The 20,690-nt window shown below is 39.5% G+C and carries 22 protein-coding genes; 13 read left to right on the top strand and 9 right to left on the bottom strand.

Going from position 1 to position 20,690, the window contains the following annotated elements:
- Positions 1-45 precede the first annotated feature (45 nt).
- From EAX61_RS07915 to EAX61_RS07900, 4 genes are all read right to left on the bottom strand, one after another.
- A complete protein-coding gene (locus tag EAX61_RS07915) occupies positions 46-330 on the bottom strand; it encodes an acetyltransferase (RefSeq protein WP_121917140.1) in 285 nt (94 codons plus the stop codon).
- Position 331: 1 nt separating this feature from the next.
- Positions 332-1,723, bottom strand: coding sequence for an exonuclease domain-containing protein (locus EAX61_RS07910; RefSeq protein ID WP_121917139.1), 1,392 nt, complete (start codon positions 1,721-1,723; stop codon positions 332-334).
- 215 nt (positions 1,724-1,938) lie between these two features.
- Positions 1,939-3,672 (bottom strand): M14 family metallopeptidase, encoded by a 1,734-nt coding sequence (locus EAX61_RS07905; protein WP_121917138.1) that lies wholly within the window; start codon positions 3,670-3,672, stop codon positions 1,939-1,941.
- A 12-nt stretch (positions 3,673-3,684) separates the two neighbouring features.
- Positions 3,685-5,286, bottom strand: a complete 1,602-nt coding sequence (locus EAX61_RS07900; RefSeq protein ID WP_201739434.1) for a M14 family metallopeptidase — start codon at positions 5,284-5,286, stop codon at positions 3,685-3,687.
- 169 nt (positions 5,287-5,455) lie between these two features.
- Between EAX61_RS07900 and EAX61_RS07895 the strand changes: the two genes are divergently transcribed.
- From EAX61_RS07895 to EAX61_RS07880, 4 genes are all read left to right on the top strand, one after another.
- Positions 5,456-6,379 carry a YihY/virulence factor BrkB family protein gene (locus EAX61_RS07895; protein ID WP_121917137.1) on the top strand — a complete coding sequence of 308 codons (924 nt, stop codon included), beginning with the start codon at positions 5,456-5,458 and terminating at the stop codon, positions 6,377-6,379.
- A 74-nt stretch (positions 6,380-6,453) separates the two neighbouring features.
- A complete protein-coding gene (locus tag EAX61_RS07890; protein WP_121917136.1) occupies positions 6,454-7,503 on the top strand; it encodes an NAD(P)-dependent alcohol dehydrogenase in 1,050 nt (349 codons plus the stop codon).
- Positions 7,504-7,737: 234 nt separating this feature from the next.
- Positions 7,738-8,376, top strand: a complete 639-nt coding sequence (locus EAX61_RS07885) for a fasciclin domain-containing protein (protein ID WP_121917135.1) — start codon at positions 7,738-7,740, stop codon at positions 8,374-8,376.
- A gap of 67 nt (positions 8,377-8,443) precedes the next feature.
- Positions 8,444-8,872: a PepSY-like domain-containing protein gene (locus EAX61_RS07880; protein WP_121917134.1), complete on the top strand. Its 429-nt coding sequence runs from the start codon at positions 8,444-8,446 to the stop codon at positions 8,870-8,872.
- Here the strand turns inward: EAX61_RS07880 and EAX61_RS07875 are convergent.
- The 4 genes from EAX61_RS07875 to EAX61_RS07860 are packed head-to-tail and all read right to left on the bottom strand — an operon-like array spanning position 8,869 to position 12,074.
- Positions 8,869-10,053 (bottom strand): class I SAM-dependent methyltransferase, encoded by a 1,185-nt coding sequence (locus EAX61_RS07875; RefSeq protein ID WP_121917133.1) that lies wholly within the window; start codon positions 10,051-10,053, stop codon positions 8,869-8,871. The genes EAX61_RS07880 and EAX61_RS07875 overlap by 4 nt on opposite strands.
- Positions 10,050-11,138, bottom strand: a complete 1,089-nt coding sequence (locus EAX61_RS07870; RefSeq protein WP_121917132.1) for an AI-2E family transporter — start codon at positions 11,136-11,138, stop codon at positions 10,050-10,052. The genes EAX61_RS07875 and EAX61_RS07870 overlap by 4 nt, the downstream gene beginning before the upstream one ends.
- Positions 11,139-11,156: 18 nt before the next feature.
- Complete coding sequence (locus tag EAX61_RS07865; protein WP_121917131.1) at positions 11,157-11,660, bottom strand: TrmH family RNA methyltransferase; 504 nt, start codon at positions 11,658-11,660, stop codon at positions 11,157-11,159.
- A gap of 6 nt (positions 11,661-11,666) precedes the next feature.
- Complete coding sequence (locus tag EAX61_RS07860; protein WP_430641067.1) at positions 11,667-12,074, bottom strand: acyl-CoA thioesterase; 408 nt, start codon at positions 12,072-12,074, stop codon at positions 11,667-11,669.
- Between the two features lie 68 nt (positions 12,075-12,142).
- On the opposite strand from EAX61_RS07860, the gene EAX61_RS07855 reads away from it, so the two are divergent.
- Both EAX61_RS07855 and EAX61_RS07850 read left to right on the top strand, forming a co-directional pair.
- Positions 12,143-12,775, top strand: coding sequence for an NAD(P)H-dependent oxidoreductase (locus tag EAX61_RS07855; RefSeq protein WP_121917129.1), 633 nt, complete (start codon positions 12,143-12,145; stop codon positions 12,773-12,775).
- Between the two features lie 97 nt (positions 12,776-12,872).
- Positions 12,873-13,319, top strand: coding sequence for a thioredoxin family protein (locus EAX61_RS07850; protein WP_121917128.1), 447 nt, complete (start codon positions 12,873-12,875; stop codon positions 13,317-13,319).
- A gap of 63 nt (positions 13,320-13,382) precedes the next feature.
- On the opposite strand, the gene EAX61_RS07845 is transcribed toward EAX61_RS07850, so the two are convergent.
- Complete coding sequence (locus tag EAX61_RS07845) at positions 13,383-14,597, bottom strand: bifunctional alpha/beta hydrolase/OsmC family protein (RefSeq protein ID WP_121917127.1); 1,215 nt, start codon at positions 14,595-14,597, stop codon at positions 13,383-13,385.
- 118 nt (positions 14,598-14,715) lie between these two features.
- On the opposite strand from EAX61_RS07845, the gene EAX61_RS07840 reads away from it, so the two are divergent.
- From EAX61_RS07840 to cysD, 7 genes are all read left to right on the top strand, one after another.
- Positions 14,716-15,921: a DUF418 domain-containing protein gene (locus EAX61_RS07840; RefSeq protein ID WP_121917126.1), complete on the top strand. Its 1,206-nt coding sequence runs from the start codon at positions 14,716-14,718 to the stop codon at positions 15,919-15,921.
- 98 nt (positions 15,922-16,019) lie between these two features.
- Positions 16,020-16,688 carry a DUF2306 domain-containing protein gene (locus EAX61_RS07835; RefSeq protein WP_121917125.1) on the top strand — a complete coding sequence of 223 codons (669 nt, stop codon included), beginning with the start codon at positions 16,020-16,022 and terminating at the stop codon, positions 16,686-16,688.
- A 77-nt stretch (positions 16,689-16,765) separates the two neighbouring features.
- Positions 16,766-17,389, top strand: coding sequence for a hypothetical protein (locus tag EAX61_RS07830; protein ID WP_121917124.1), 624 nt, complete (start codon positions 16,766-16,768; stop codon positions 17,387-17,389).
- A gap of 3 nt (positions 17,390-17,392) precedes the next feature.
- The gene (locus EAX61_RS07825) at positions 17,393-18,721 is read left to right on the top strand and encodes a histidine kinase (RefSeq protein WP_121917123.1); all 1,329 of its coding nucleotides are present in this window, start codon (positions 17,393-17,395) and stop codon (positions 18,719-18,721) included.
- 128 nt (positions 18,722-18,849) lie between these two features.
- Positions 18,850-19,113 (top strand): DUF2061 domain-containing protein, encoded by a 264-nt coding sequence (locus EAX61_RS07820; RefSeq protein ID WP_121917122.1) that lies wholly within the window; start codon positions 18,850-18,852, stop codon positions 19,111-19,113.
- A 5-nt stretch (positions 19,114-19,118) separates the two neighbouring features.
- Positions 19,119-19,745: a phosphoadenosine phosphosulfate reductase domain-containing protein gene (locus tag EAX61_RS07815; RefSeq protein ID WP_236642004.1), complete on the top strand. Its 627-nt coding sequence runs from the start codon at positions 19,119-19,121 to the stop codon at positions 19,743-19,745.
- Between the two features lie 5 nt (positions 19,746-19,750).
- Positions 19,751-20,689 (top strand): sulfate adenylyltransferase subunit CysD, encoded by a 939-nt coding sequence (cysD, locus tag EAX61_RS07810; protein ID WP_121917121.1) that lies wholly within the window; start codon positions 19,751-19,753, stop codon positions 20,687-20,689.
- Position 20,690: the final 1 nt, after the last annotated feature.

The raw sequence follows: 20,690 nt of genomic DNA, 5'->3' as shown, positions 1-20,690 counted from the left end.
TATTATCTCAAAATAAAGTTGAAGCTCGTTTAAAAATGGTCTGGTTTAAACGAGTTTCCCACGATATGCGAGCGAAATCGCATTGTGGGACAATAACATATCTCGGTCGCTCAAGTAATGAGCAAGATAGTCGATGACCAATGCTCGCTGAACTATGGTCAAGTTTTTATAGGCTGGTCTCGCAATTTTTGTATCCCATTTAGTTCCCACTGCGTTGTCTAGTGCAATTCGTAAGTAACAGTGATTTTCAAAGTTGAACTCAGGGTAGGTCTTGACTAGCTCATTTGCCAAGTTCATGTAATGCTCTTTATATGATATGGTCGCATTCATATCAAGCTGTGGCGCCTAGGGCTATTATTGTAGGATTCTTTTTGTTTCTCAAATAGCTCTTTAAAATTATATCGGTGTGATAGGTGCTTTTTTTAGGAAGTAAATTGTCCTCCAACGCATCTACGTGAGATATCTGGCTGGTATCAGATACAAAACCAAAACCGCGATATACCCCATTATCCACATAAACAAAGGCTTCTTCATCTATCGTGCGCCCTTTTTCCTTAATCACAAAGGTTTCCTGAGTATCTGTTAGAAATGCTAAAGCCTTCTTTACTCTCTTATTGTAAGCAGTAACATTCTCTTTTCCATCACAAATGCCTTTGCAGTTTTTTAAGCTGTAATGAGAACATTTGTCAAAGGTTGCTTGCAAACCACAAAAGCGTGGGCATAGTTCATATTCTTCGCAAAGTGCGAGAAGCTGTTCAATGGCCTTGTTTTTTGTAAATACTTTTTGAGTTGCACTATGTCTATATTTAGTCTTTGCAACCGCCAGCTGAATAATACCGCGCCTATTTTCATAAGAAATAATAGTGTAGGTATTTACAGGCATCTTCTGCGCTCGGTTGTATTTTGGAAAGTATTGCTGGATATATTCTGATTCTAACAATAAGGCGCACAGCTCATTACCAGTCACTTCATAATCTATTTGAAACGTTTCCTGACCTAGTAAGTATTCTTTGTTCTTCTTCTCATAAAAGTGAGAAAGTACCCTTTTCTTGATATTAATTGCTTTCCCCACATAAATCACCTTACCGCCTCGATCTTTAAATAAATAGATACCCGCAGTTTCTGGCAATTCTTGAATGATGCGCGCAGGTAAGTGGGGCGGGAGCGTAGCTTCCTTAGAGCGGGCATTTAAAAATTTATTGATAACCTCACGTTCCGGGTCAAGGTCGAGAATTCGTTGAAACAAAATAACGGTGGCATCTGTATCACCTTCCGCACGATGGCGGTTGTTTAATGGGATGCTAATGGACGAACACAAATTACCGAGCGAATAACTAAACAGATTTGGGATAAGCTTACGCGAAAGTCTAACCGTACACAGTTTCTTTCTCGTAAAATTAATACCCATTCTCTTGAACTCATTCCGTATTACGTTGTAGTCAAAGTTTACGTTGTGCGCTACAAATATGGCTCCCTCCGTTATAATCGCTACGCGTTCGGCAATGTCTGCAAATAGCGGGGCATCATCAACCATCTGGTCATCAATACCTGTCAGGTTCGTAATAAACGGCGGAATATACTGCTCGGGATTTACTAAAGAAACAAATCGATCCGTTTCCACACCATCTTCCATACGCACCACGCATATCTCTGTGATACGATTCCCGTTGATTCCCTTACCGGTAGTTTCAACGTCTATGATGGTGTAAATTTCTGGATGCATAGCTTCTTTAGACGAGAGTACATTAGATATTAGAAATCTGAAACGAGTTCAGATTAAACTTTCGCGAAAGCTAAAATAACACATAATCCGATATTATGGAATAATTCCTAGTTAAAAATTAAATTAGTTGGATTATCTCTTAGCAAAGCCCGAAACAACACAGGGGGCGGAATTATCTCCGTCCCCTGTGTTTTTCTAAATATGTGATAATAAATCTACTTAACCTTGTGTTCGACCAGTCCACCTTTTGCACTATCCACAGTAATGGTCATCGTATTGCCACCTTTTACAATCCAGCGTACCATTACTTTATCGTTTCCTGGGATATTTTTTACTTGAATAGATTCAGGGTTGTTTTTCTGCTCCTTCGTCACGTTAAAGTCAGCGTCTTCGACTATCATCCCTGCTAGTACTTTTGCACCAGAAAGTTTGATATAATCTGGTCTTTCGATGTTGTATTTTAAATCTTGACTTGCGTGCGTAGGCATTAAGCGATTGTTTACAATAGTGGCGGTAACTTCTTTGTAACCATTAGGTAATGATTTTACAGAAACATCGCCAACCGAAAGATGAGGCATATGGAAAGCGTGATAAAAAACAAAAACCATATTACGGTGTGCTTCTTCCTCCAGCATAAATCCAGGTGTCGCTCGACCTACGTTCTTCTTAAATCCGCCTATCTCTATTTCTCCATACGTGGGATGATTATACGCTTTAAAAGGTGTGAATCCGTCGCCTAATAGAAGGTCTTTTCCAGCATCATAAATTTGGTCGCGATCGCCGTCTTTATTTTTATAGTAAGCAAAGCCTGTGAAGATCTCGTTTGTGAAGGTATAAATCCCACGACCTCCGTAAAACCAATCCAACTCACCACCAAAAACAGAATATAAATCTTTGTACACTGTGAGATAATTATAACCCGGCAATAGCTCTTCGCCTTTTTTTCCTATAGCGTCGTATATGGCAACATCTGCGCGATTGTAGGTGTCCTTATCCTCCTCGGCGCCGGGGCCTCTTAAAATCATTCCTCCACTATTGTGAAAACTCTGGGCTCCCGCAATATTAGGGTGGGCTTTTACAAAATCTGCAACCGCTCTTGTTTCTGGGGCAGAAAACGGATATTTATAGGCTCCGCGCTGTACGTAATCGGGTTGCCATTTCCATCCCCAATCACGGTTGGGGTCGTAATAACCAGGTGTATCTTCGTTTATCACGCCATCTCCGTCGTTATCGATTCCCTCGCGACCTAGCATTTCATAACGCTGTCCCGTTACCACATCATCGGGGCCTATACGAATCATCCTGCGTGGGTCCTGTGGATTAATTATATAATCTCCCGTTGCGCTCTTGCGACGCATCTGAGTGATGGAACCGTCTCCATCAAGGTCATCGTAACCATCTTCGTCAAAAAGCCCATCACTATCATCATCCAGCGCAATCATTCCTGCTCTGGGGCTACTGCCTGTGTTAGGCTCCTTCATATAATTGTTACGTGCATCGGGATTTATGGTTGCTACAATGTAAAAAATACGATCCTTGAGCATCTCTGTGATGTATGGCACTTTGCCAAAACTTTCTGTCAAGTACCAAGCTGTGTACGTGCTTATCTCCCCACCTTGAATTTCGTTAGAGTGTATGTTTCCGTCCAGATAAAATCCGGGTTTACGGTCAGGATTTCCTGTGCTAGAGTCGGTTATGGCGAGGAGCCAGATGTCTCGTCCTTCGGTTGATTTTCCTATGGACATCCGCTTTACGAGCTTGGGATGAGCATCGGCGATTTTCTTTCCGATTTCAGCAAGTCCTTCGGCGGTGTAGTACTGATTAAAGGCTACCGAAACCTTGGGATTAGACGGTGTTCCTGCGGCCTGAAATATGTCTTGTGGGGATTGCGCTTTCGCGAAAGCGGAGACCATAACCACACAAATAAATTTATATATATAATTTTTCATCGTGATATTTCTTTAGAGGTTAATGGTTTGTGTCGCTGTGCCAGCTTGTGGTGCCGTAGCCTCGATAGTGACCTTTCCAGAGCCCTGTACGAGCCAGCTCAATTGCATTGTGCCATCACCGTCCAGCTTTTCTATAACTTGGCGACCCTTACCAGAAATCAATTGCTGATTGCCATTTACCTTCATATACACATTGATTTTGCGCAACCATCTGGATTTATCGCCCATTTCGGTATGTGTAGGCAGTAGGCCATTATTGTGTAGGTCTACCGTGATTCTTGTCAAATTATTGTCTACTTTTTCTTGTTTGAGATTTACGAGTTGCAATTCTGGTTGCATCTGGGCTACTTTGAGAATAAAATCTGTGTGTTTTATTGCGATACTATCTACAAGCGGGTAGGGAGGATGCGTCATTGCAAAGGGGTTTATACCGCCTACTTCCACTTTATTATTAGGAAAATCTGGGTGTTGTACCTCTTGCCAAGGGATGAATACGTTTTCCATACCCTGTTCTTCCGCATAGCGTAGGAAGTTTGCGTGTTTGTCTTTTGGCGCTTTGTTTATGGAGTCGCCTTTGGCTTTTTCGGGCCACCATCCGGGAGTGCTCATTGCTAGTCTCCCAAAGTGAAAATAACTCCACTCAAACGCGCTACCGCCTTCTCCGTGATTTTCGGGCGCGTCGTCTTTTGGGATGATCTCGTTGTACATTTCAGAGAGCATCTCGTTGAGTTTTGCATCATTTTCTAAGATGCTGGTGATAACTCTTTTTGACGCTTTACCCTTGTCGTATTTTAAAGGTTTTGATAAGTTGTTTTCAGGAGCAAAAGTGAGTATCGCATAAATATTCCATTGTGTGTATAGGTAATCTAGTAATGCTCTATGTTCTACTTCAGAAACTGGATGCTCACCAGCTCCTTTTTCAAAATAAGGAAATCCGAAGGTAAAGTTCTTGTTGAAATATACACCACCAGCTCCATCTTCATTAAAAACGCCGTCCTTGTCATTATCTCGGCCTTCCGACAGTAGTTTGTAGGTACCTCGGTCGCCTTTATTTGGATCTGCTTTGACCATTATTCGATTGTCTTCCTCCAGCATCTGGTAGTCTCCCGTAGGATCTTCTACCCGCATCATTGTGATGATTCCATCTCCATTTAAATCTTCATAAGGATCTTCATCTACCTTTCCGTCACGGTCATCGTCTGTGGGACTGGCGTTGCCTTGTCTCGCATATTTCATACTTGAGAAATACTGCGCAGTTGCATCAGGGCTTAAATTCGGGAAAATATAGAAACTTGTCTTTTTGAGTGCCTCAGGATGATTTTGTAGGATATTTTCTGCCATTTTGATTGAGAGCTCTGTTCCCAGTAAATGATCGCCCTGCACACCGCCCATAATGGCAATACCCGGATGAGCATCTGGTGCACCAGCTGATAATGTGAGCATCCAGATGTCTTTACCGCCTGCTGTTTTTGTTAATGATTTTAGCTGAGCATTTTTATTTGAAGCTATCTTCTTTAAAGTGGCGGTGACTTGTTGCTCGTTCTGGTAGTCACTTTGCGCCTGGAGCCCAAAGGAAAAGAGAAAACAAAAGCCGAGTAGGTAGTGAATTTTCATATATTATTTTTTGAGGTTGGAAAATACCATAATGAGCCTTGTTTTAGAGTCCTGTTAAGGAATTTTTAAGAACTCTAGTGATATAGTTATGTATGCCAAAGTAACATTTAACAAGGGATTAACCGCTAGCATCACTTTTCCAATATGCTAATTTTGTAATTTGGTTTTAATGGAAGATATTGAGGCACAGGATACGTTCAAAATTAAGCATATTCCAAAACTTTTGGTATCCACCTACAAGTCTTGGGATAAAAGCGAGCCTTTTAAATTGAGCGCCATTGTAGCTTACTATGCCATCCTATCATTGCCCGCGCTCATTGTTATTATTTTAAATGTAGTAGGAGCCGTATGGGGAAGGGATATCGTGCAAGGGGAACTTCTAGATGAAATTACAAAGGCATTAGGACAACAAACCGCCGAAAGTATACGCCTTATGATGGTAGATCGTGGGGATGAAGAGACATCATTATTTACAACCATAGTTGGTTTAGGAACTCTTTTATATGGTGCTACGGGTGTTTTTTATCAGTTGCAGGAAGCACTGGATGTAATTTGGGACATTCCCGAAGATAAAAGGCCTAAAGGTATTATTGGGATACTAAAGAGTCGAGCAAAGGGATTTGGTTTTATTTTAATTCTAGGATTTCTACTACTTATTAGTTTTGTTCTCACAGCGGCGCTAAGTACGTTTTCTAACAGACTCGCCTTATTTCTACCAGAAGCGTTGCTGGATAGTATGTTTGTAATCGATTTTTTACTCTCATTAATTTTTATTTACGTTCTTTTTGCGGCATTATTTAAGTTCCTGCCTAGTATCCGTGTGCGATGGAAAGCTGTCCGCGTGGGTGCTGGATTGACCTCTTTACTTTTTGTAATGGGCAAGTATCTTCTAGCACTTTACTTTAATAAGATGGAACCAGGATCTACTTATGGTGCTGCTGGGTCAATTATTCTGGTGATGCTATGGGTTTCATATAGTAGTTTGATTCTCTTCTTCGGCGCACATTTTACTAGGGTGTATGCCGATCGTTATTTGCAAAATGACTTAAGGAAAGTCCCAGAAAAAGTTAATACCCTTAACGATTCAAGTTAAAATAATTACAAAGTTGCGTGAGTAGCTACGCTTTCGCGAAAGCGTACTTACCTTTAATCGAAACCAAAAAAAATATGAGCACAGAAATAAAAGCATACGGAGCAAAAGATAAAGGAGCCGCCCTTAAAGAGATGACCATTGAGCGTCGTGATACACAGCCCAAAGATGTAAAGATTAAAATTACGTATTGTGGTGTTTGTCATAGCGATATCCATACAGTAGAAAATGATTGGGGCAATTCTAAATATCCAGTCGTACCTGGACACGAAATCATAGGTGAAGTATTAGAAGTTGGAGATAAAGTAAAGAACTTTAAAAAAGGAGATCTAGTAGGCGTGGGATGTATGGTAGATTCTTGTCGTGAGTGTGATCCTTGTAAAAAAGATTTGGAGCAATTTTGCCAAGAAGGAATGGTCGGTACTTACAACGGAAAGGATAAACACTTAGGTGTACATACCTTTGGAGGATATTCTCAACAAATTACAGTAGATGAGCATTTTGTACTGAGTATTCCTGAAAATTTAGATATTAAAGCCGTTGCACCATTGTTGTGCGCTGGTATTACTACATATTCCCCTCTAAACCATTGGAATATTAAAGAAGGTATGAAAGTAGGAGTCGTTGGACTAGGCGGTCTCGGACATATGGGAATCAAATTTTCTCACGCAATGGGCGCAGAAACTATTATGATTACAACTTCTGAGTCTAAAAAGGAAGATGCGAAGCGACTGGGAGCAGACGGTGTATTAATTTCGAAGGATGATGAAGCTATGAAAAAACACAGAGGAAGTTTTGACTTCATCCTTAATACAGTTCCCGTAAGCCACGATGTAAATCCGTATTTACAATTATTGACTATTGATGGGACGATGTGTATGGTAGGAGCCATTGAACCTCTTCCAGAAGTGCATGGCGGTAATCTTATAATGGGACGTAAGAATATTGCAGGTTCTTTAATAGGTGGTATTAAAGAAACGCAGCAAATGTTAGATTTTTGTGGAAAACACAATATCGTGAGTGATGTAGAAATGATCGATATGGATAACATTAATAAAGCTTACAAACGTGTACAGGACTCCGATGTAAAATATCGATTTGTAATTGATATGGAGTCATTGAAATAGTAGAGCCTATATTACGCTTTCGCGAAAGCTAAAGACTGACCTACATCAGCTCAGTAAGAAGAGCTCAAGCCACAATTTTAACATAAATTGTGGCTTTTTACTTTGTATGTCGTGGTTATGTTATTTTCATCATAAAAAATATCCATTTTTTAACCAGACCTTATGTAATATAATTCATCGTAAATAACACATATCTTTAACTTTACGTCATATAAATTATTAAAAATTATAATTATGAAACTATATAGAAAATTACCTATTGTCTTACTACTCGCAGGAGCCTTTGCATTTACTGCCTGTGGAGATGATAAGAAGAAAGAAGAGCAAATAAAACTTGAAACTCAGAAAAAAGCTGACGAAGAGAAAGCTCAAATGGCTATGAAAGAAGAAGAAGATAAAAAGAAAATGAAGGCAGAAGCAACCGCAAACAGTATTGCAGCTAAAGCAATGGGTAATGATAACTTATCTACATTAGTGGCTGCGGTAAAAGCCGCAGACTTAGCAGCCATGTTAAGCGAGCCAGGTAATTATACTGTATTTGCACCGATTAATTCTGCTTTTGAAAAATTACCAAAGGGTACCGTAGAGTCACTATTAATGCCAGAAAATAAAGAAATGCTAACTGGAATTTTACAATACCACGTTGTAAAAGGAACCATAAATGCAGAAAAATTATCTAGTGCCATAAAAGCTGCTAATGGCAAGTATAGTTTCAAAACTGTAAAAGGAAGTGAACTTACAGCAATGATGGATGGAGATCAAATCGTGATTCAAGATTCTAGAGGAAAGAAGGCGCAAGTAGTTTTAGGTAACGTTGAGGCTTCTAATGGAATTGTGCATGTAATCGATAATGTATTAATGGAGAAGAAATAATCAGAAATAAATAATTATTACCCTAAAACCGCATATTTTCGTATGTGGTTTTTTTTAAATTTATATCATGAAATATCAAGTAACACTACTAGCTTTTTTAATTCTAGGATTGATAAGTTGTCAGAACAAAAGTAACGCACAAGCACCAGAGGCTGTAAAAAAAAGTTTTCAAGCCAAGTATCCAGGTGAGAATGATCCAGACTGGCATCAAGATGCAAATGGAAGCTGGGAAGCAAACTTTAAAATAGATGGAGAAAAATATAGAGCAGATTATAACTCAGATGGCTCTTGGATTGAGACAGAAAATAGTTTAAAAAAGAAAAATTTACCAGAGGCTGTTTTAAGAACAATAAAAGAAAAGTTTGGAAATGAAGATTTTGTTGAGGCAGAACGTGTAGATCACCACAGCAAGGGAATCTTTTATGATATAGAATTTAAGCAAAAGGGTAAAAACTTGGATATTGAGATGCGTGAAGACGGTACAATTCTCAATTAAATTTTCTTACATACGATAACAACCTTATGGTTTTTATCGAGGGTGGTAAAGAACAAATAATCTTTACCACCCTCTTTTATTTTGAGACGTTTTCTAATTTCTTCTACAGATAATGGAAAGTTCCTCGTTGTCACATTTGCCTTTGCAAACTTTATGTGCTTGCGCAAAGATTTTGAGAAAGGGAGCACATCTATTACCTTAAATCGTCTACCAGGAAACTCTACGAGGTCTTTAGAAGTATAGAGATGCGAATGCTCGTGAAGTTTGGCTAGCTTAAAATGACCAGAAACCCATTGAAAGGCGCCTGCTTTCATAAGCGTTGCCATAGGCTCGTAGAGAAAGTTCGCCACATTTCCATATGTCGCACTAGCAAGAATTAAAGCTTCATAACTCATCGTTATATGGTCGCTCGATCTTTCATTTAAATTTACACAATGCACCCGCAATCCAGTAGGTGAAACTTTCCCCTCTATTTTCCAAAGCAATTCCTTAACCTCGTTTTTTACCGCAACGATATGAATTTCTGTGACATTGTGTAGTTCTCTTAGCCCTGCGGCAATATCCAGCATAGGCGCAGTTTTAACCCAAAGGGTCTTACATTTAGAAAGCAACAATAGCAATGATGCAGGAACATTTGGTAAACAATCGGCGAGCATAAAGACTTTGCCTTTGTTGTCGTTTCTTCTTCCTGGATCTAAAAAAATAGTGTCGTAGGTATCCTCCGTGTTCTGGAAATAGGAAATGGAATCGCCTGCTACACAAGTTATATTTTTGGCTTTTAGAGTTTTGAAGTTCGCTTTCGCGAAAGCGGATAACTTGGCATTCATTTCTACATGGATAACCTCGGGAACAACTTGAGAGAAATAGTAGCTATCTATTCCAAAACCACCTGTACCGTCAACTAAAGTTTGACCTGTAATTAAACTGGCTTTGTACGTTGCCGTTTGCGCAGAGGATGTTTGCTCAAGGTTAAGTTTGGGTGGGAAAATTATTCCATCGGTTTCGTACCAAAGCGGAAGTTTCTCTTTTGCCCGGCGTTTTCCTTCGAGCTGCTGAGCTAGTTCTTGTATCGTTATCTCAGAAAATGGACTTCCTTTAAAGATAAAACTAGAAATTGGTGTGCTCTCGTGGGCTGCAAGATAAGCTTGGACTTCATCTGTAAATAATGCCTCGTTAATCACAGGTCACGCGTTAGATTCTGTACAATTTTATATTCGCTTAAGAACTCATTTGAGATAACCTTAATAGCTGTATACGTAGGAATTGCAAGTACCATTCCGATTACACCAAATAATAATCCCGCAATAATTATCGCAAGAAAAACCTCCAGAGGATGAGATTTTACACTATTCCCAAAAATTTTGGGTTGTAATATAAAGTTATCTATGAGCTGCGCAAAACCGTAGCATATAGATATGTATATAAGGTTGGGCAATATCACCGTTTGGAAATCGGCATCAAGATTACTTGATGTTGCCAGTAAAAGCATTACGCCACCACCTACTAATGGTCCTAAATAAGGTACAAGATTAAGTGTAGCACAAAAAAGCGCCACAGCAAAAGCATTTTCTACACTAAAGAAATTTAGAATAATGGAGTACAAAACAAACATTATAAATACTTGCAATAATAAACCGATAAAGTAGCGGGAAAGCAGGTACTTAATTTTTTCAAAAACTCTAAGAAATTTACCCTCATTACCACGATTTGCAAACACGAGAATACTGCTTACTAAAAGTCTGCTATCTTTTAGGAAAAAGAACGTAATAAAAATGACAGAAAATATCCCAATAAGCGCAGCACCTAGGTTACCAATGATCCCATTTAAGAAACTCGGTATAATGCCAAAGTCAATATCCTTTATAAAATTGGATTCTTGGACGCTCCTAATGATCGTTGTGCGACTAACCCCAAAATATTCGGCAATTTCTCCGTAAAGCCTATCAATACTTACCTTCACCTCATTAAAATCGATGTTGGAGAGGTGCGCGCTTTGATCTATAATCACAGGAATAAAAAGCGTAAGGACTCCAGCAATAAACAGAAATACAAAGAGTATAGTAGTTATCGCTGCCCACGTATCTCCCATTTTAAGCCTACGCTTTAAGAAAATAGTGATAGGTCTACCTATTAATGAAATCACAGCTGCCACGGCTAGATAAACAAGGACACTCTGTATTTCATATAGAAACCATAGCAAAAAAAATATCCCAGCAAGGATGCCAAGCGCCCGTAATATACCGTAAGCTATTGCTTTTGAATTCACGATTCAAATATAATAGTTTTATTTACGTCGCAATTCATAAAAAGCAATCGCAGCGGCCTGAGCCACATTCATACTGCTATTATTTCCTAACATAGGTATATGGGCAGTATGTTGTGAGAGTTTGAGGAGTTCTTCAGAAACGCCATTGCGCTCATTCCCTATGATGAGCACCACTTTTTTGGGTTTTGTTTTGATTTGGTCTATTGGGATGCTGTTTTGTGTAATCTCGAGAGCGATACTAGAATATCCCTCGCTGTGGAGTTGAGTAAGGGTAGTGGTAAGGTATTCGCTTTCGCGAAAGCGGACAACCTCATACGTATTGCGCGCCGTCCTACGCAGTCTATTGCTCGAAAGGTCTATCTGTACCCCTCCAAAAATTATTTCATCTACGCCAAAAGCATCTCCTAGACGAAATAATGACCCTATATTGGCAGGACTTTGAACGCCATCACACATCAATATAATTTGTTTTGATATATGCGGTTTTGAGTGGTCTGTATGGGATAGTTGTCGATCAGCCATTTCAAATTAATCTAACATAGGTATGGGTTTTTTGTCTTCATCTATAGCCACAAACGTAAAATAGCCAGTAACAGCTGTCTCGCGGTCTAGACTGTACATGTCTTCCATAAAGATATCTACACGCACCACACAACTTGTTCTTCCCACTTTTTCTACACGGGCTACGAGCTCAATAATAGTACCTTGTGGGATGGGTTTTGTAAAATCAATTTTATCTGTAGAGATAGTTACGACACGTTTTCTACTAAAGCGTGTTGCGCAAATAAAGGATGCTTCGTCCATCATATGGAGCGCCGTCCCGCCAAATAGCGTGTCGTAGTGGTTCGTAGTATTAGGGAAAACAGCTTTAAAAATACGTGTCTCACTTGCCGCTTTACGTTGTTCTATAACTTCCATATTAATTGGTATCAGCATTTATGATACTGTCTGTTATGAAAGCCATAACGAGCATCGTACCTTTGCAAGGTTAAAAAAAGGAAACAATGACGCAAGTAATAGAAGCGCTAAAATGGCGTTATGCCACAAAAAAATTTGATAATCAAAGACTTATCCCTGATGAGAAGATTGAGGTAATAAAGGAAGCTTTTGACCTTACCGCAACAAGTTTTGGTTTACAACCTGTGAGACTGGCTATTGTAAAAAATAAAGAAATACAGCGTGCGCTTGTAACGGTTTCAATGAATCAGGAGCAAATTGCACAAGCATCACACGTCCTCGTTTTCTGCAGGGAGCGTGAGATAGGAACAGATTATGTGAACTCCTATTTTGACAACGTAGTACAAATAAGAAAAACTCCAGAGGAAATTCTTGCGCCCTTTAAAAACTACCTACTTAAAACATTTGAGAACGATACTCCTGAATCTATTGCATTATGGGCAACAAAACAGGCGTATCTGGCAATGGGTAATCTTTTAACGGTGTGTGCGCTAGAGAAAATAGACGCTTGCCCGATGGAAGGCTTTTCTCCAGAGGGGTACAATGAGATCTTAGGCTTGGAAGAAAAGGGACTAGATGCCGTTCTCGTTATGCCCGTAGGGTATCGTGCAGATGACGATATGTTTGCAAGCTTTAAAAAAGTGCGGAAAGGTACTGCAGCAGCTGTTCTAGAACTATAAAAGACACCCTTGCTTTACTTAAATGGACAATATAATGGCAAGATTCTTGTTATTTCGTAAGAGTTTTATATTTTGCAAGAACCCTAATTTGAAACTAATGAAACGAATTACTCTAATCTTATTCCTATTTGTAGCCTTTGGCGTGCAATCGCAGGAAGCCGAATGGCTTACAGATTTTGAAAAAGCAAAAAAGACAGCGCAAAAACAGAAAAAGCCCATATTAATGTACTTCACAGGAAGCGACTGGTGTGGACCTTGTAAAATGCTAAAGAAAGATTTCTGGCAGAGTGAAGAATTTGTAGCTCAATCTAACGATTTTGTTCTGTTAGAAGTAGATGTGCCCTTTAGACTTGACGTGATCTCCGAGTCGCAGATGAAGAAAAACAAGGCGCTTCAAGCAAAATATAATAAGGAAAAATCATTTCCAACTCTTTTAGCCTTAGATGCTAGTGGACGTGTAAAGGATAAAATATCAGCCTATAGTATGTTAAGAGACACAGCACCTTATTTTGCATTTATAGATAAAGCTAGATCTATCCGATAGGAAAATTTAGCATTAAAATAGAAAAAACCGCTCTTGTAGCGGTTTTTTTTGGTCTCGATAAAACTAGACGAGCTTCGTAAGAATTTGCGTCTCACTATGAAGTGTCTTGTGTACAGGACATTTATCTGCAATTACTAAAATTCTTGCGAGTTGTTTCTCATCTAGATCAGCGATAAGCTTTATCTCTCTATGAAAGGTGTCAATTTTTGCATTTTCATCATTTTCACAAGCTTCGCAATCTGCTGCATACGTTTTTGAGTAACTCGTATGAACTTCTACATTATCTATTTTCCAGCCTTTACGCTTAGCATACATCTGTATGGTCATAGCGGTACAAGCAGATAATCCAGCCGCCACGAGTTCATAAGGCGTGGGTCCGTAATCGTTACCACCTACTCGAACAGGCTCATCTGCTCGCATATAATGATTGCCCATCTTAAGCTGAGTAGTGAATCCGTCTTCGTCATCGAGACTCGCTGCCACTTGATGGGTAGTTTTAATTTCCTCCACTTCTGGACTAGGAATATATCTTGCAGCCCATCCAGCAACTATTTTACCCACATATGAGGCGTTTTCTTTATCAATAAGTAAATGTTCTGAGCCGTCTAGAGTTACAAAACTCTTAGGATGCTTTGCGGCGTGGTAGATTTCCTCAGCATTCTTAATCGATACCGTGGCATCCTGAGGGGAATGAAGTATGAGCAAAGCTTTATCAAGGTCGTGGGCAGCTTCGGCACACGATTGAGCCTCGAGATCATCTATAAATTGCTTTTTGAAGGTGAAATCACGTCCCGCAAGGGTTACTTCGGCTTGCCCTTCATTTCTTATTTTTTCTAATTGTGACCCTAGTTGTTTCTCTACGTGTGCAGGATTACTAGGAGCTCCTATGGTAGCAACCGCTTTAATCGTATCGATTTTTTTACCTGCAAATATCACAGCCGCGCCTCCTAGAGAATGACCTACGAGTAGGGAAGGAGCTTTGTAGTCCCTTGCCAAAAAAGCGGCCGCAGCTATTAAATCCTCTACATTACTGGAAAAATTAGTGTCTGCAAAATCTCCATCTGAATCACCAAGGCCCGCAAAGTCAAAACGCAGCACCCCAAACCCCTGAGAGGCCAATGCCCGACTTACATTACGCACCGCAGAAAAGTCCTTTGTGCAAGTAAAGCAATGTGCAAAAATGGCAAAATTATGGGGATGCTGGTCCGCTGGTAAATCGAGGCGAGCGGCTAGGGATTGTCCCTTATTATTTTGAAAACTTATTTTACTTGATTTCATAAACGGTGATTTGCTAGTGAGTTTCTGTCGGTTAATGTTATGACATCTTACTCATCGAACTTTAAGGTACATAAAAAGTACTAAAATAGTTACTTTCGTAAGTGATTGCAGTAGTATAATGACAGATAATCTTTCTTCAAGACCCACACAGCCCAATAAACGCATTGAAACTTTAGATATCCTACGTGGCTTTGCCATCTTCGGGATATTTATGGTTAATGTCGAGATTATGAATTGCGTTTTTATGAATCAAGACGCTTTTGGAGCGCAATGGACAGGAACGGTGGATAAGCTAGCTGTACGCATCAAACAGTTAATCTTTTACAATAAATTCTTTCCTATTTTCTCTTTGCTTTTCGGTATAGGAATAAGTATTCAGATCAGGAATATTAGATCCAAAGGAATTTCGCCCTCATTTTTCTACAGAAGAATGTTTGCGCTTTTCATTTTTGGTGTTGCTCATATCCTATTTTTATGGTCTGGAGACGTCATTCATTTGTATGCTGTTTTAGGAGTTTTGACATTTGCTTTAGTGCGATTGTCTTCTAAGAGACTTTTTTGGCTTGCGCTATTACTTTTAATATTCCCTTTCTATAATCAGCTGTTCGAGTGGCTCTTGTCCGTTACCGGATATACGCCAGAAAGTTACCTATCTGCATATAGTGCTACAGATATTGTGGACACAATAAGAGGCGGTAGTTACATAGATGGTATAAAACTCAGAATACAAGAGTATAAAAGTAACGTGACCGTTTTGTTTGTATTCCTTATGCCTATCGCGCTCGCAATGTTTGTTTTGGGACTGGCAATAGGAAAGAAAGATTGGCTTTATGAAATAAGCTCTAAGGTGAACCAAATCAAGAAATCGGTGCTCCTCATTGCTTTGGTTTCCAATCTATATCGTGTCTTTTTCTTATTCTTTCTTTGGGATTTAGATATTTGGAAAGACCCTTTTTGGCGGGAAGTATTCATCTACTTGATGCAAATTTGTGATACTTTAATGGGGTTGTTTTACGTTTGGGTCATTGCTTATTTATGCCAATACAAACGATGGATTAATCTTTTTATACCACTTAAAGCGGTGGGAAAGATGGCGCTTACTAATTATTTATTACAGAGCTTTATAGGGTTAATTATCTTTTCTTCATTGGGCTTCGAAAAGTATGAGACATTCTCTCCTTATCAAACCTTATTAATTGCTCTCATTGTTTTTGTTTTTCAAATAATAATAAGTACGCTTTGGTTACAATATTTTAAATATGGCCCTATGGAATGGCTCTGGAGGTGTATTTCATATTGGAAAATATTGCCATTTAAAAAGTAGTCCCATAATAAAGTTCAGCCTTGTTTTTCTGCAACTGAGATAGAAATAGTGTTTTAAGTGACTACTCCCTTTTTATATTGCGAGTAGAAAACAATGCAATGACCATCGACCAATTTTTTACAATATTTATTTCTATACACGCGCTCTTTGGGAGCATTTCACTTCTCGCGGGAACTATCTCGGTAATCGCAAGAAAGGGCGGGCGCTGGCATAAAAAGTCAGGGATTATTTTTTATTATGGGATGCTCGTTGCCAGTTTATCGGGAGTTGTAGCATCCTTTATTCCGGGACATGTCAATCCATTTTTATTTGTCGTCGGTTTATTCAGTTTCTATTTGGTTTTATCTGGATATCGGGCGTTACGATTTAAGCGTATAAAGTCACAGGAGCAATTACTTTGGGATAAAATACTTTCTTGGGGAATGTTCATAGTTGGTCTAGGAATGATATTTTTTGGAGTTTCTTCTATTGTTCGAGGGGCTAATATGGGAACTATTCTTATAGTGTTTGGCTTAATTGCCATCTTTAATGCGTCTATCGACTTAAGAGCCTTCAGAGATTTAAAAATGCTTCGGAAGAAGAGTATACGTTTACATATTGGAAAAATTTCTGGAGCATACATAGCCTCTTTTACCGCATTCTTTGTGACCAATAATGTCTTGCCGGCGCTATTGAGTTGGTTACTACCCACAGTTTTTGGCGTTATATTTATTACATATTGGCTCAGGAGAACCAGAATTCCTAAGAAAACTACAATTCGGTCGTGATAAATGACGGTTGGGGAGGTTCCGCTTTCGCGAAAGCGTACAAATCCCAATATTTACACTATCAAAAAACAACCATTATGAAATCAATCTCTCTTTTACTCGCCATCACTTTTTCAATAGGAATGCAGGCACAATCCAAATACGAACAAGGAATGCGCAAGGCCTTCGAACTGTGGGAAGCCGAAAAACTGGACGAAGCCTCAAACCTCTTTGAACGCATCGCTACTGCCGAAAAGGACAATTGGTTGCCAGATTATTACGTCGCGCAAATTCAAGTACTTAAAAGTTGGGATATGAAAGATGAGGCTGTACTGAAAGCTCAACTCGATAAAGCACAGGAGTATGTAAATATGATGAAAACCAAGGCTGGCGAAAATGTATATGCGCTACAAATGCAAGCACAGTTATATACCGCTTGGATTGCCTACGATGGGATGAAATACGGAATGAAATATGCGGGAACGGTCGGTCAACTGTATGACAAAGCTGTACAAATGGAACCAGAAAATCCAATGCTAGTATTGTCTAAAGCCGAGTGGGATATGGGGAGTGCGAGCTATTTTGGGACACCTATAGAGCCCTATTGTGACGACGTGCGCCGTGCTGAAAAACTCTTTACTACCTTTACTCCAGAAACTGAGTTTCACCCTTCTTACGGAGCAGAAAGGGTAGCCGAAGTTTTAAAGAAATGTAACAAGTAAGCAATGACTGGTTTTTTAAAAGAATTTAGAAACGCTTTTCTACTAGGGCTTAACATCTTTGTGGTACACGCTCTAGTGGTGTATTTACTTGGGAATCCTTGGTATGGACAAAGCCCTTGGGAGTTCTTTTATCAGAACCAAATGTTCTCCGTAGCGCTCTATCTCGTTAACACCTACGTTTTTAAGGTATATTATGGCAGATATGATGAGAATTTCTGGACGGTAAATAAGGTGCTTCTCGGACTTTTTCTAGGTGCAATGGCATCTATTGTGACGGTTTTCTTTTTACGCCTTACACTCATCGTAGTTCCTGGATATAGAACATTCTCAGCGTTTGTAGAAAATGAGCGCATCAGCGAGTATTACTTATCACTATCTATATCTGTGGTAGCTACCGCCATTTATTATGCTGTTTTTTACTGGAAAAGTAAACAGGACAAAAAAGTAAAGCGTAGTCGTATCATTGCGGGAACTGCTTCGGCAAAGTTTGATGCACTTAAGAATCAGCTGGATCCACACTTTTTATTTAATAGCTTGAATGTACTTACGAGCTTGATAGAGGAGAACCCGCAACAGGCGCAAAAGTTTACAACCTCGCTTTCTAAAGTTTATCGCTACGTACTGGAACAAAAAAGCAAAGAACTCGTCCCTGTAGATGAGGAACTTGCGTTTGCGCGCACGTATATGAATCTTATTAAAATGCGTTTTGAGGATAGTATAGAAATCATAATCCCAGAAAAAGCCTCAAATCCAGAAGCCAAAGTTGTTCCACTTTCTTTACAGTTATTACTAGAGAACGCTGTAAAACATAATATGGTCACACCGTCTAAAAAGCTTTTCATAACAATAGCCGAAAAGGATGGAATGCTCACCGTGTCAAACAACCTACAGCCCAAACAGATTCTAAAAAAGAGTAGTGGAGTAGGGTTACAAAATATCAAGCAACGCTACCAGCTATTAACCGAACGTAATGTAGAGATACTAGAAAGTAAAACACAGTTTAGCGTGGGTATTCCTATGCTCACGAAGCAAAGTCCTATGGAGGCTGTACAGGAAACCTATATTGAGAATAAAAAATATAAATTGGCCAAAGAGCAGGTAGAAAAAATGAAAGGTTTTTACGTACACTTTGCTATTTACCTCCTTTTTGTTCCCATATTTATTTACCTTAATGTTCAGTCTACCTCATTTCCTTGGGCCTTATTTCCCATAGGAGGTTGGGGGCTAGGAGTTGCGGGTCACGCTTCAGAAACCTTTAACTGGAGTCCTATTTTTAATAAGGAATGGGAGAAACGTAAGATACAGCAGTATATGGAGGACAAGGATTTTTGATCTTCCTCATAGACCTACGTAAAACAAAAAACCTTCATAAATAATTGGGTGCGTCATATATATTTCTTTTTTTTGTGATCTAATAGTCTACTAAATCCATAGACTAATAGACTAAACGATTGAATAGTATGATTTTAGACCAAATACTCATTTCAAATAAGGGATATAAGAAGCGGTACACGGCAGATATTTCTAACGAAAAACCTCTTAGAAGTGTTGTCAAAGCTATAAGCTGGCGCCTCATCGGTACGATTGATACGCTATTAGTATCATACTTACTGACAGGAGAATGGTTGCTTGCGACTTCCATCGCTTCTATAGATTTTGTAACCAAGCTCTTACTCTACTTTTTTCACGAACGCATTTGGAATCGTATTCAATGGGGGAAATAATGACTATGAAGGCACACACACCGACAGAGATAGCCCATCTCAATGAGAAATTTAGGAAAGCATCGCCAGAGGAAGTTGTTTCTTACGCTTTCGCGAAAGCAAACCGCGCAGTCATCACAACAAACTTTAGGCCTTATGAGGTTGCTATTTTACATCTGGTGACAAAAAATCATCCAGAAATACCGGTCTTGTGGTGCGACTCAGGGTACAATACTGCACATACCTATAGGCACGCAGAAGAATTGATTAATACACTTAGTCTCAATATTCAATTATTTGTACCTAAGCAAACGGTAGCTCACCGTAATATTACCCTAGGTATTCCAGAAGTAGATACACCAGAACACGTATTATTTACAGAACAAGTAAAACTAGAACCCTTTAAAAGAGCAATGCAAACTTTTCAGCCAGACGTGTGGTTTACGAACCTCCGCAAAGGGCAAACGGCATTGCGTGATACATTGGATATTTTTAGTACCGATAAAAAGGGAGTGCTCAAGGTAAGTCCGTTTTATCATTATGATGACAAAGCGCTTGATACCTATCTAGAGCAATACCAGTTACCTAACGAATTTAACTATTACGACCCCACAAAAGCACTTGAAAATAGAGAGTGCGGTATACACCTATAACATTTATGGCAACTATAGAAGTTCAAGAGATAACTCGAATAAATCAACCTATTCTCAAACAGAATCCACTAGAAAGCGAGGCGATTTTTATTTTCAGGGAAGTTGTTGCCCAGTTTGAGAAGCCGGTACTCCTATTTTCTGGAGGGAAGGATAGCATCACATTAGTGCGACTGGCTCAAAAAGCATTTCATCCTGCAAAAATCCCATTCCCGCTATTGCACATTGATACAGGACATAACTTTCCAGAGACTATCGCTTTTAGAGATGCGTTGGTAAAAGAACTTGGCGTACAACTTATCGTACGGCACGTTCAGGATGCCATAAATGATGGTAAGGTTATCGAAGAACAAGGAAAATACGCCAGCCGCAACAGCTTGCAGACCACGGTGCTTCTTGAGGCATTAGAGGAGTTTAAGTTTGACGCAGCCATAGGCGGTGCGAGACGGGATGAGGAGAAAGCGCGTGCTAAGGAGCGTATTTTTTCAGTACGCGACGATTTTGGACAATGGGATGAACGCAACCAGCGACCTGAGTTGTTCAGTTATCTTAATGGTCGCATCGATCTAGGGCAGAATGTTCGCGTATTTCCTATAAGCAATTGGACAGAACTTGATGTATGGAACTATATTGCTCGGGAAAAAATTGAGATCCCTTCTATTTACTTTGCCCATCACAGAAAAACCTTTTTGCGCGACGGTATGATTTGGTCTGCTCAGGATGATGTGGTTTTTAGAGCCCCTGATGAAGCGGTTGAGGTGCGTTCGGTACGTTTTAGAACTGTGGGAGATATGTCCTGTACCGCCGCTGTACTCTCTAAGGCAGACACTATCGAGAAGGTGGTTGAAGAAATTAAGGACGCCACCATTTCAGAGCGTGGTGCACGCATAGACGATAAGCGTTCTGAAGCAGCTATGGAAAAAAGGAAGCAACAAGGTTATTTTTAAG

Source organism: Dokdonia sinensis (assembly GCF_003688895.1).
GTDB lineage: Bacteria > Bacteroidota > Bacteroidia > Flavobacteriales > Flavobacteriaceae > Dokdonia > Dokdonia sinensis.
Note: the sequence above shows the minus strand (reverse complement) of the source record. Positions and strands in the feature narration are given on the sequence as shown.

Bases quoted from the DNA above. Each gene is read 5' to 3' on its own strand.
- EAX61_RS07865 (WP_121917131.1), bottom strand. From the start codon at position 11,660: ATGGCTGATCGACAACTATCCCATACAGACCACTCAAAACCGCATATA.
- EAX61_RS07830 (WP_121917124.1), top strand. From the start codon at position 16,766: ATGAAATCAATCTCTCTTTTACTCGCCATCACTTTTTCAATAGGAATG.
- cysD (WP_121917121.1), top strand. From the start codon at position 19,751: ATGGCAACTATAGAAGTTCAAGAGATAACTCGAATAAATCAACCTATT.
- EAX61_RS07860 (WP_430641067.1), bottom strand. From the start codon at position 12,074: ATGCTGATACCAATTAATATGGAAGTTATAGAACAACGTAAAGCGGCA.
- EAX61_RS07910 (WP_121917139.1), bottom strand. From the start codon at position 1,723: ATGCATCCAGAAATTTACACCATCATAGACGTTGAAACTACCGGTAAG.
- EAX61_RS07835 (WP_121917125.1), top strand. From the start codon at position 16,020: ATGACCATCGACCAATTTTTTACAATATTTATTTCTATACACGCGCTC.
- EAX61_RS07815 (WP_236642004.1), top strand. From the start codon at position 19,119: ATGAAGGCACACACACCGACAGAGATAGCCCATCTCAATGAGAAATTT.
- EAX61_RS07890 (WP_121917136.1), top strand. From the start codon at position 6,454: ATGAGCACAGAAATAAAAGCATACGGAGCAAAAGATAAAGGAGCCGCC.
- EAX61_RS07850 (WP_121917128.1), top strand. From the start codon at position 12,873: ATGAAACGAATTACTCTAATCTTATTCCTATTTGTAGCCTTTGGCGTG.
- EAX61_RS07855 (WP_121917129.1), top strand. From the start codon at position 12,143: ATGACGCAAGTAATAGAAGCGCTAAAATGGCGTTATGCCACAAAAAAA.
- EAX61_RS07895 (WP_121917137.1), top strand. From the start codon at position 5,456: ATGGAAGATATTGAGGCACAGGATACGTTCAAAATTAAGCATATTCCA.
- EAX61_RS07905 (WP_121917138.1), bottom strand. From the start codon at position 3,672: ATGAAAAATTATATATATAAATTTATTTGTGTGGTTATGGTCTCCGCT.
- EAX61_RS07885 (WP_121917135.1), top strand. From the start codon at position 7,738: ATGAAACTATATAGAAAATTACCTATTGTCTTACTACTCGCAGGAGCC.
- EAX61_RS07915 (WP_121917140.1), bottom strand. From the start codon at position 330: ATGAATGCGACCATATCATATAAAGAGCATTACATGAACTTGGCAAAT.
- EAX61_RS07880 (WP_121917134.1), top strand. From the start codon at position 8,444: ATGAAATATCAAGTAACACTACTAGCTTTTTTAATTCTAGGATTGATA.
- EAX61_RS07900 (WP_201739434.1), bottom strand. From the start codon at position 5,286: ATGAAAATTCACTACCTACTCGGCTTTTGTTTTCTCTTTTCCTTTGGG.
- EAX61_RS07840 (WP_121917126.1), top strand. From the start codon at position 14,716: ATGACAGATAATCTTTCTTCAAGACCCACACAGCCCAATAAACGCATT.
- EAX61_RS07845 (WP_121917127.1), bottom strand. From the start codon at position 14,597: ATGAAATCAAGTAAAATAAGTTTTCAAAATAATAAGGGACAATCCCTA.
- EAX61_RS07820 (WP_121917122.1), top strand. From the start codon at position 18,850: ATGATTTTAGACCAAATACTCATTTCAAATAAGGGATATAAGAAGCGG.
- EAX61_RS07825 (WP_121917123.1), top strand. From the start codon at position 17,393: ATGACTGGTTTTTTAAAAGAATTTAGAAACGCTTTTCTACTAGGGCTT.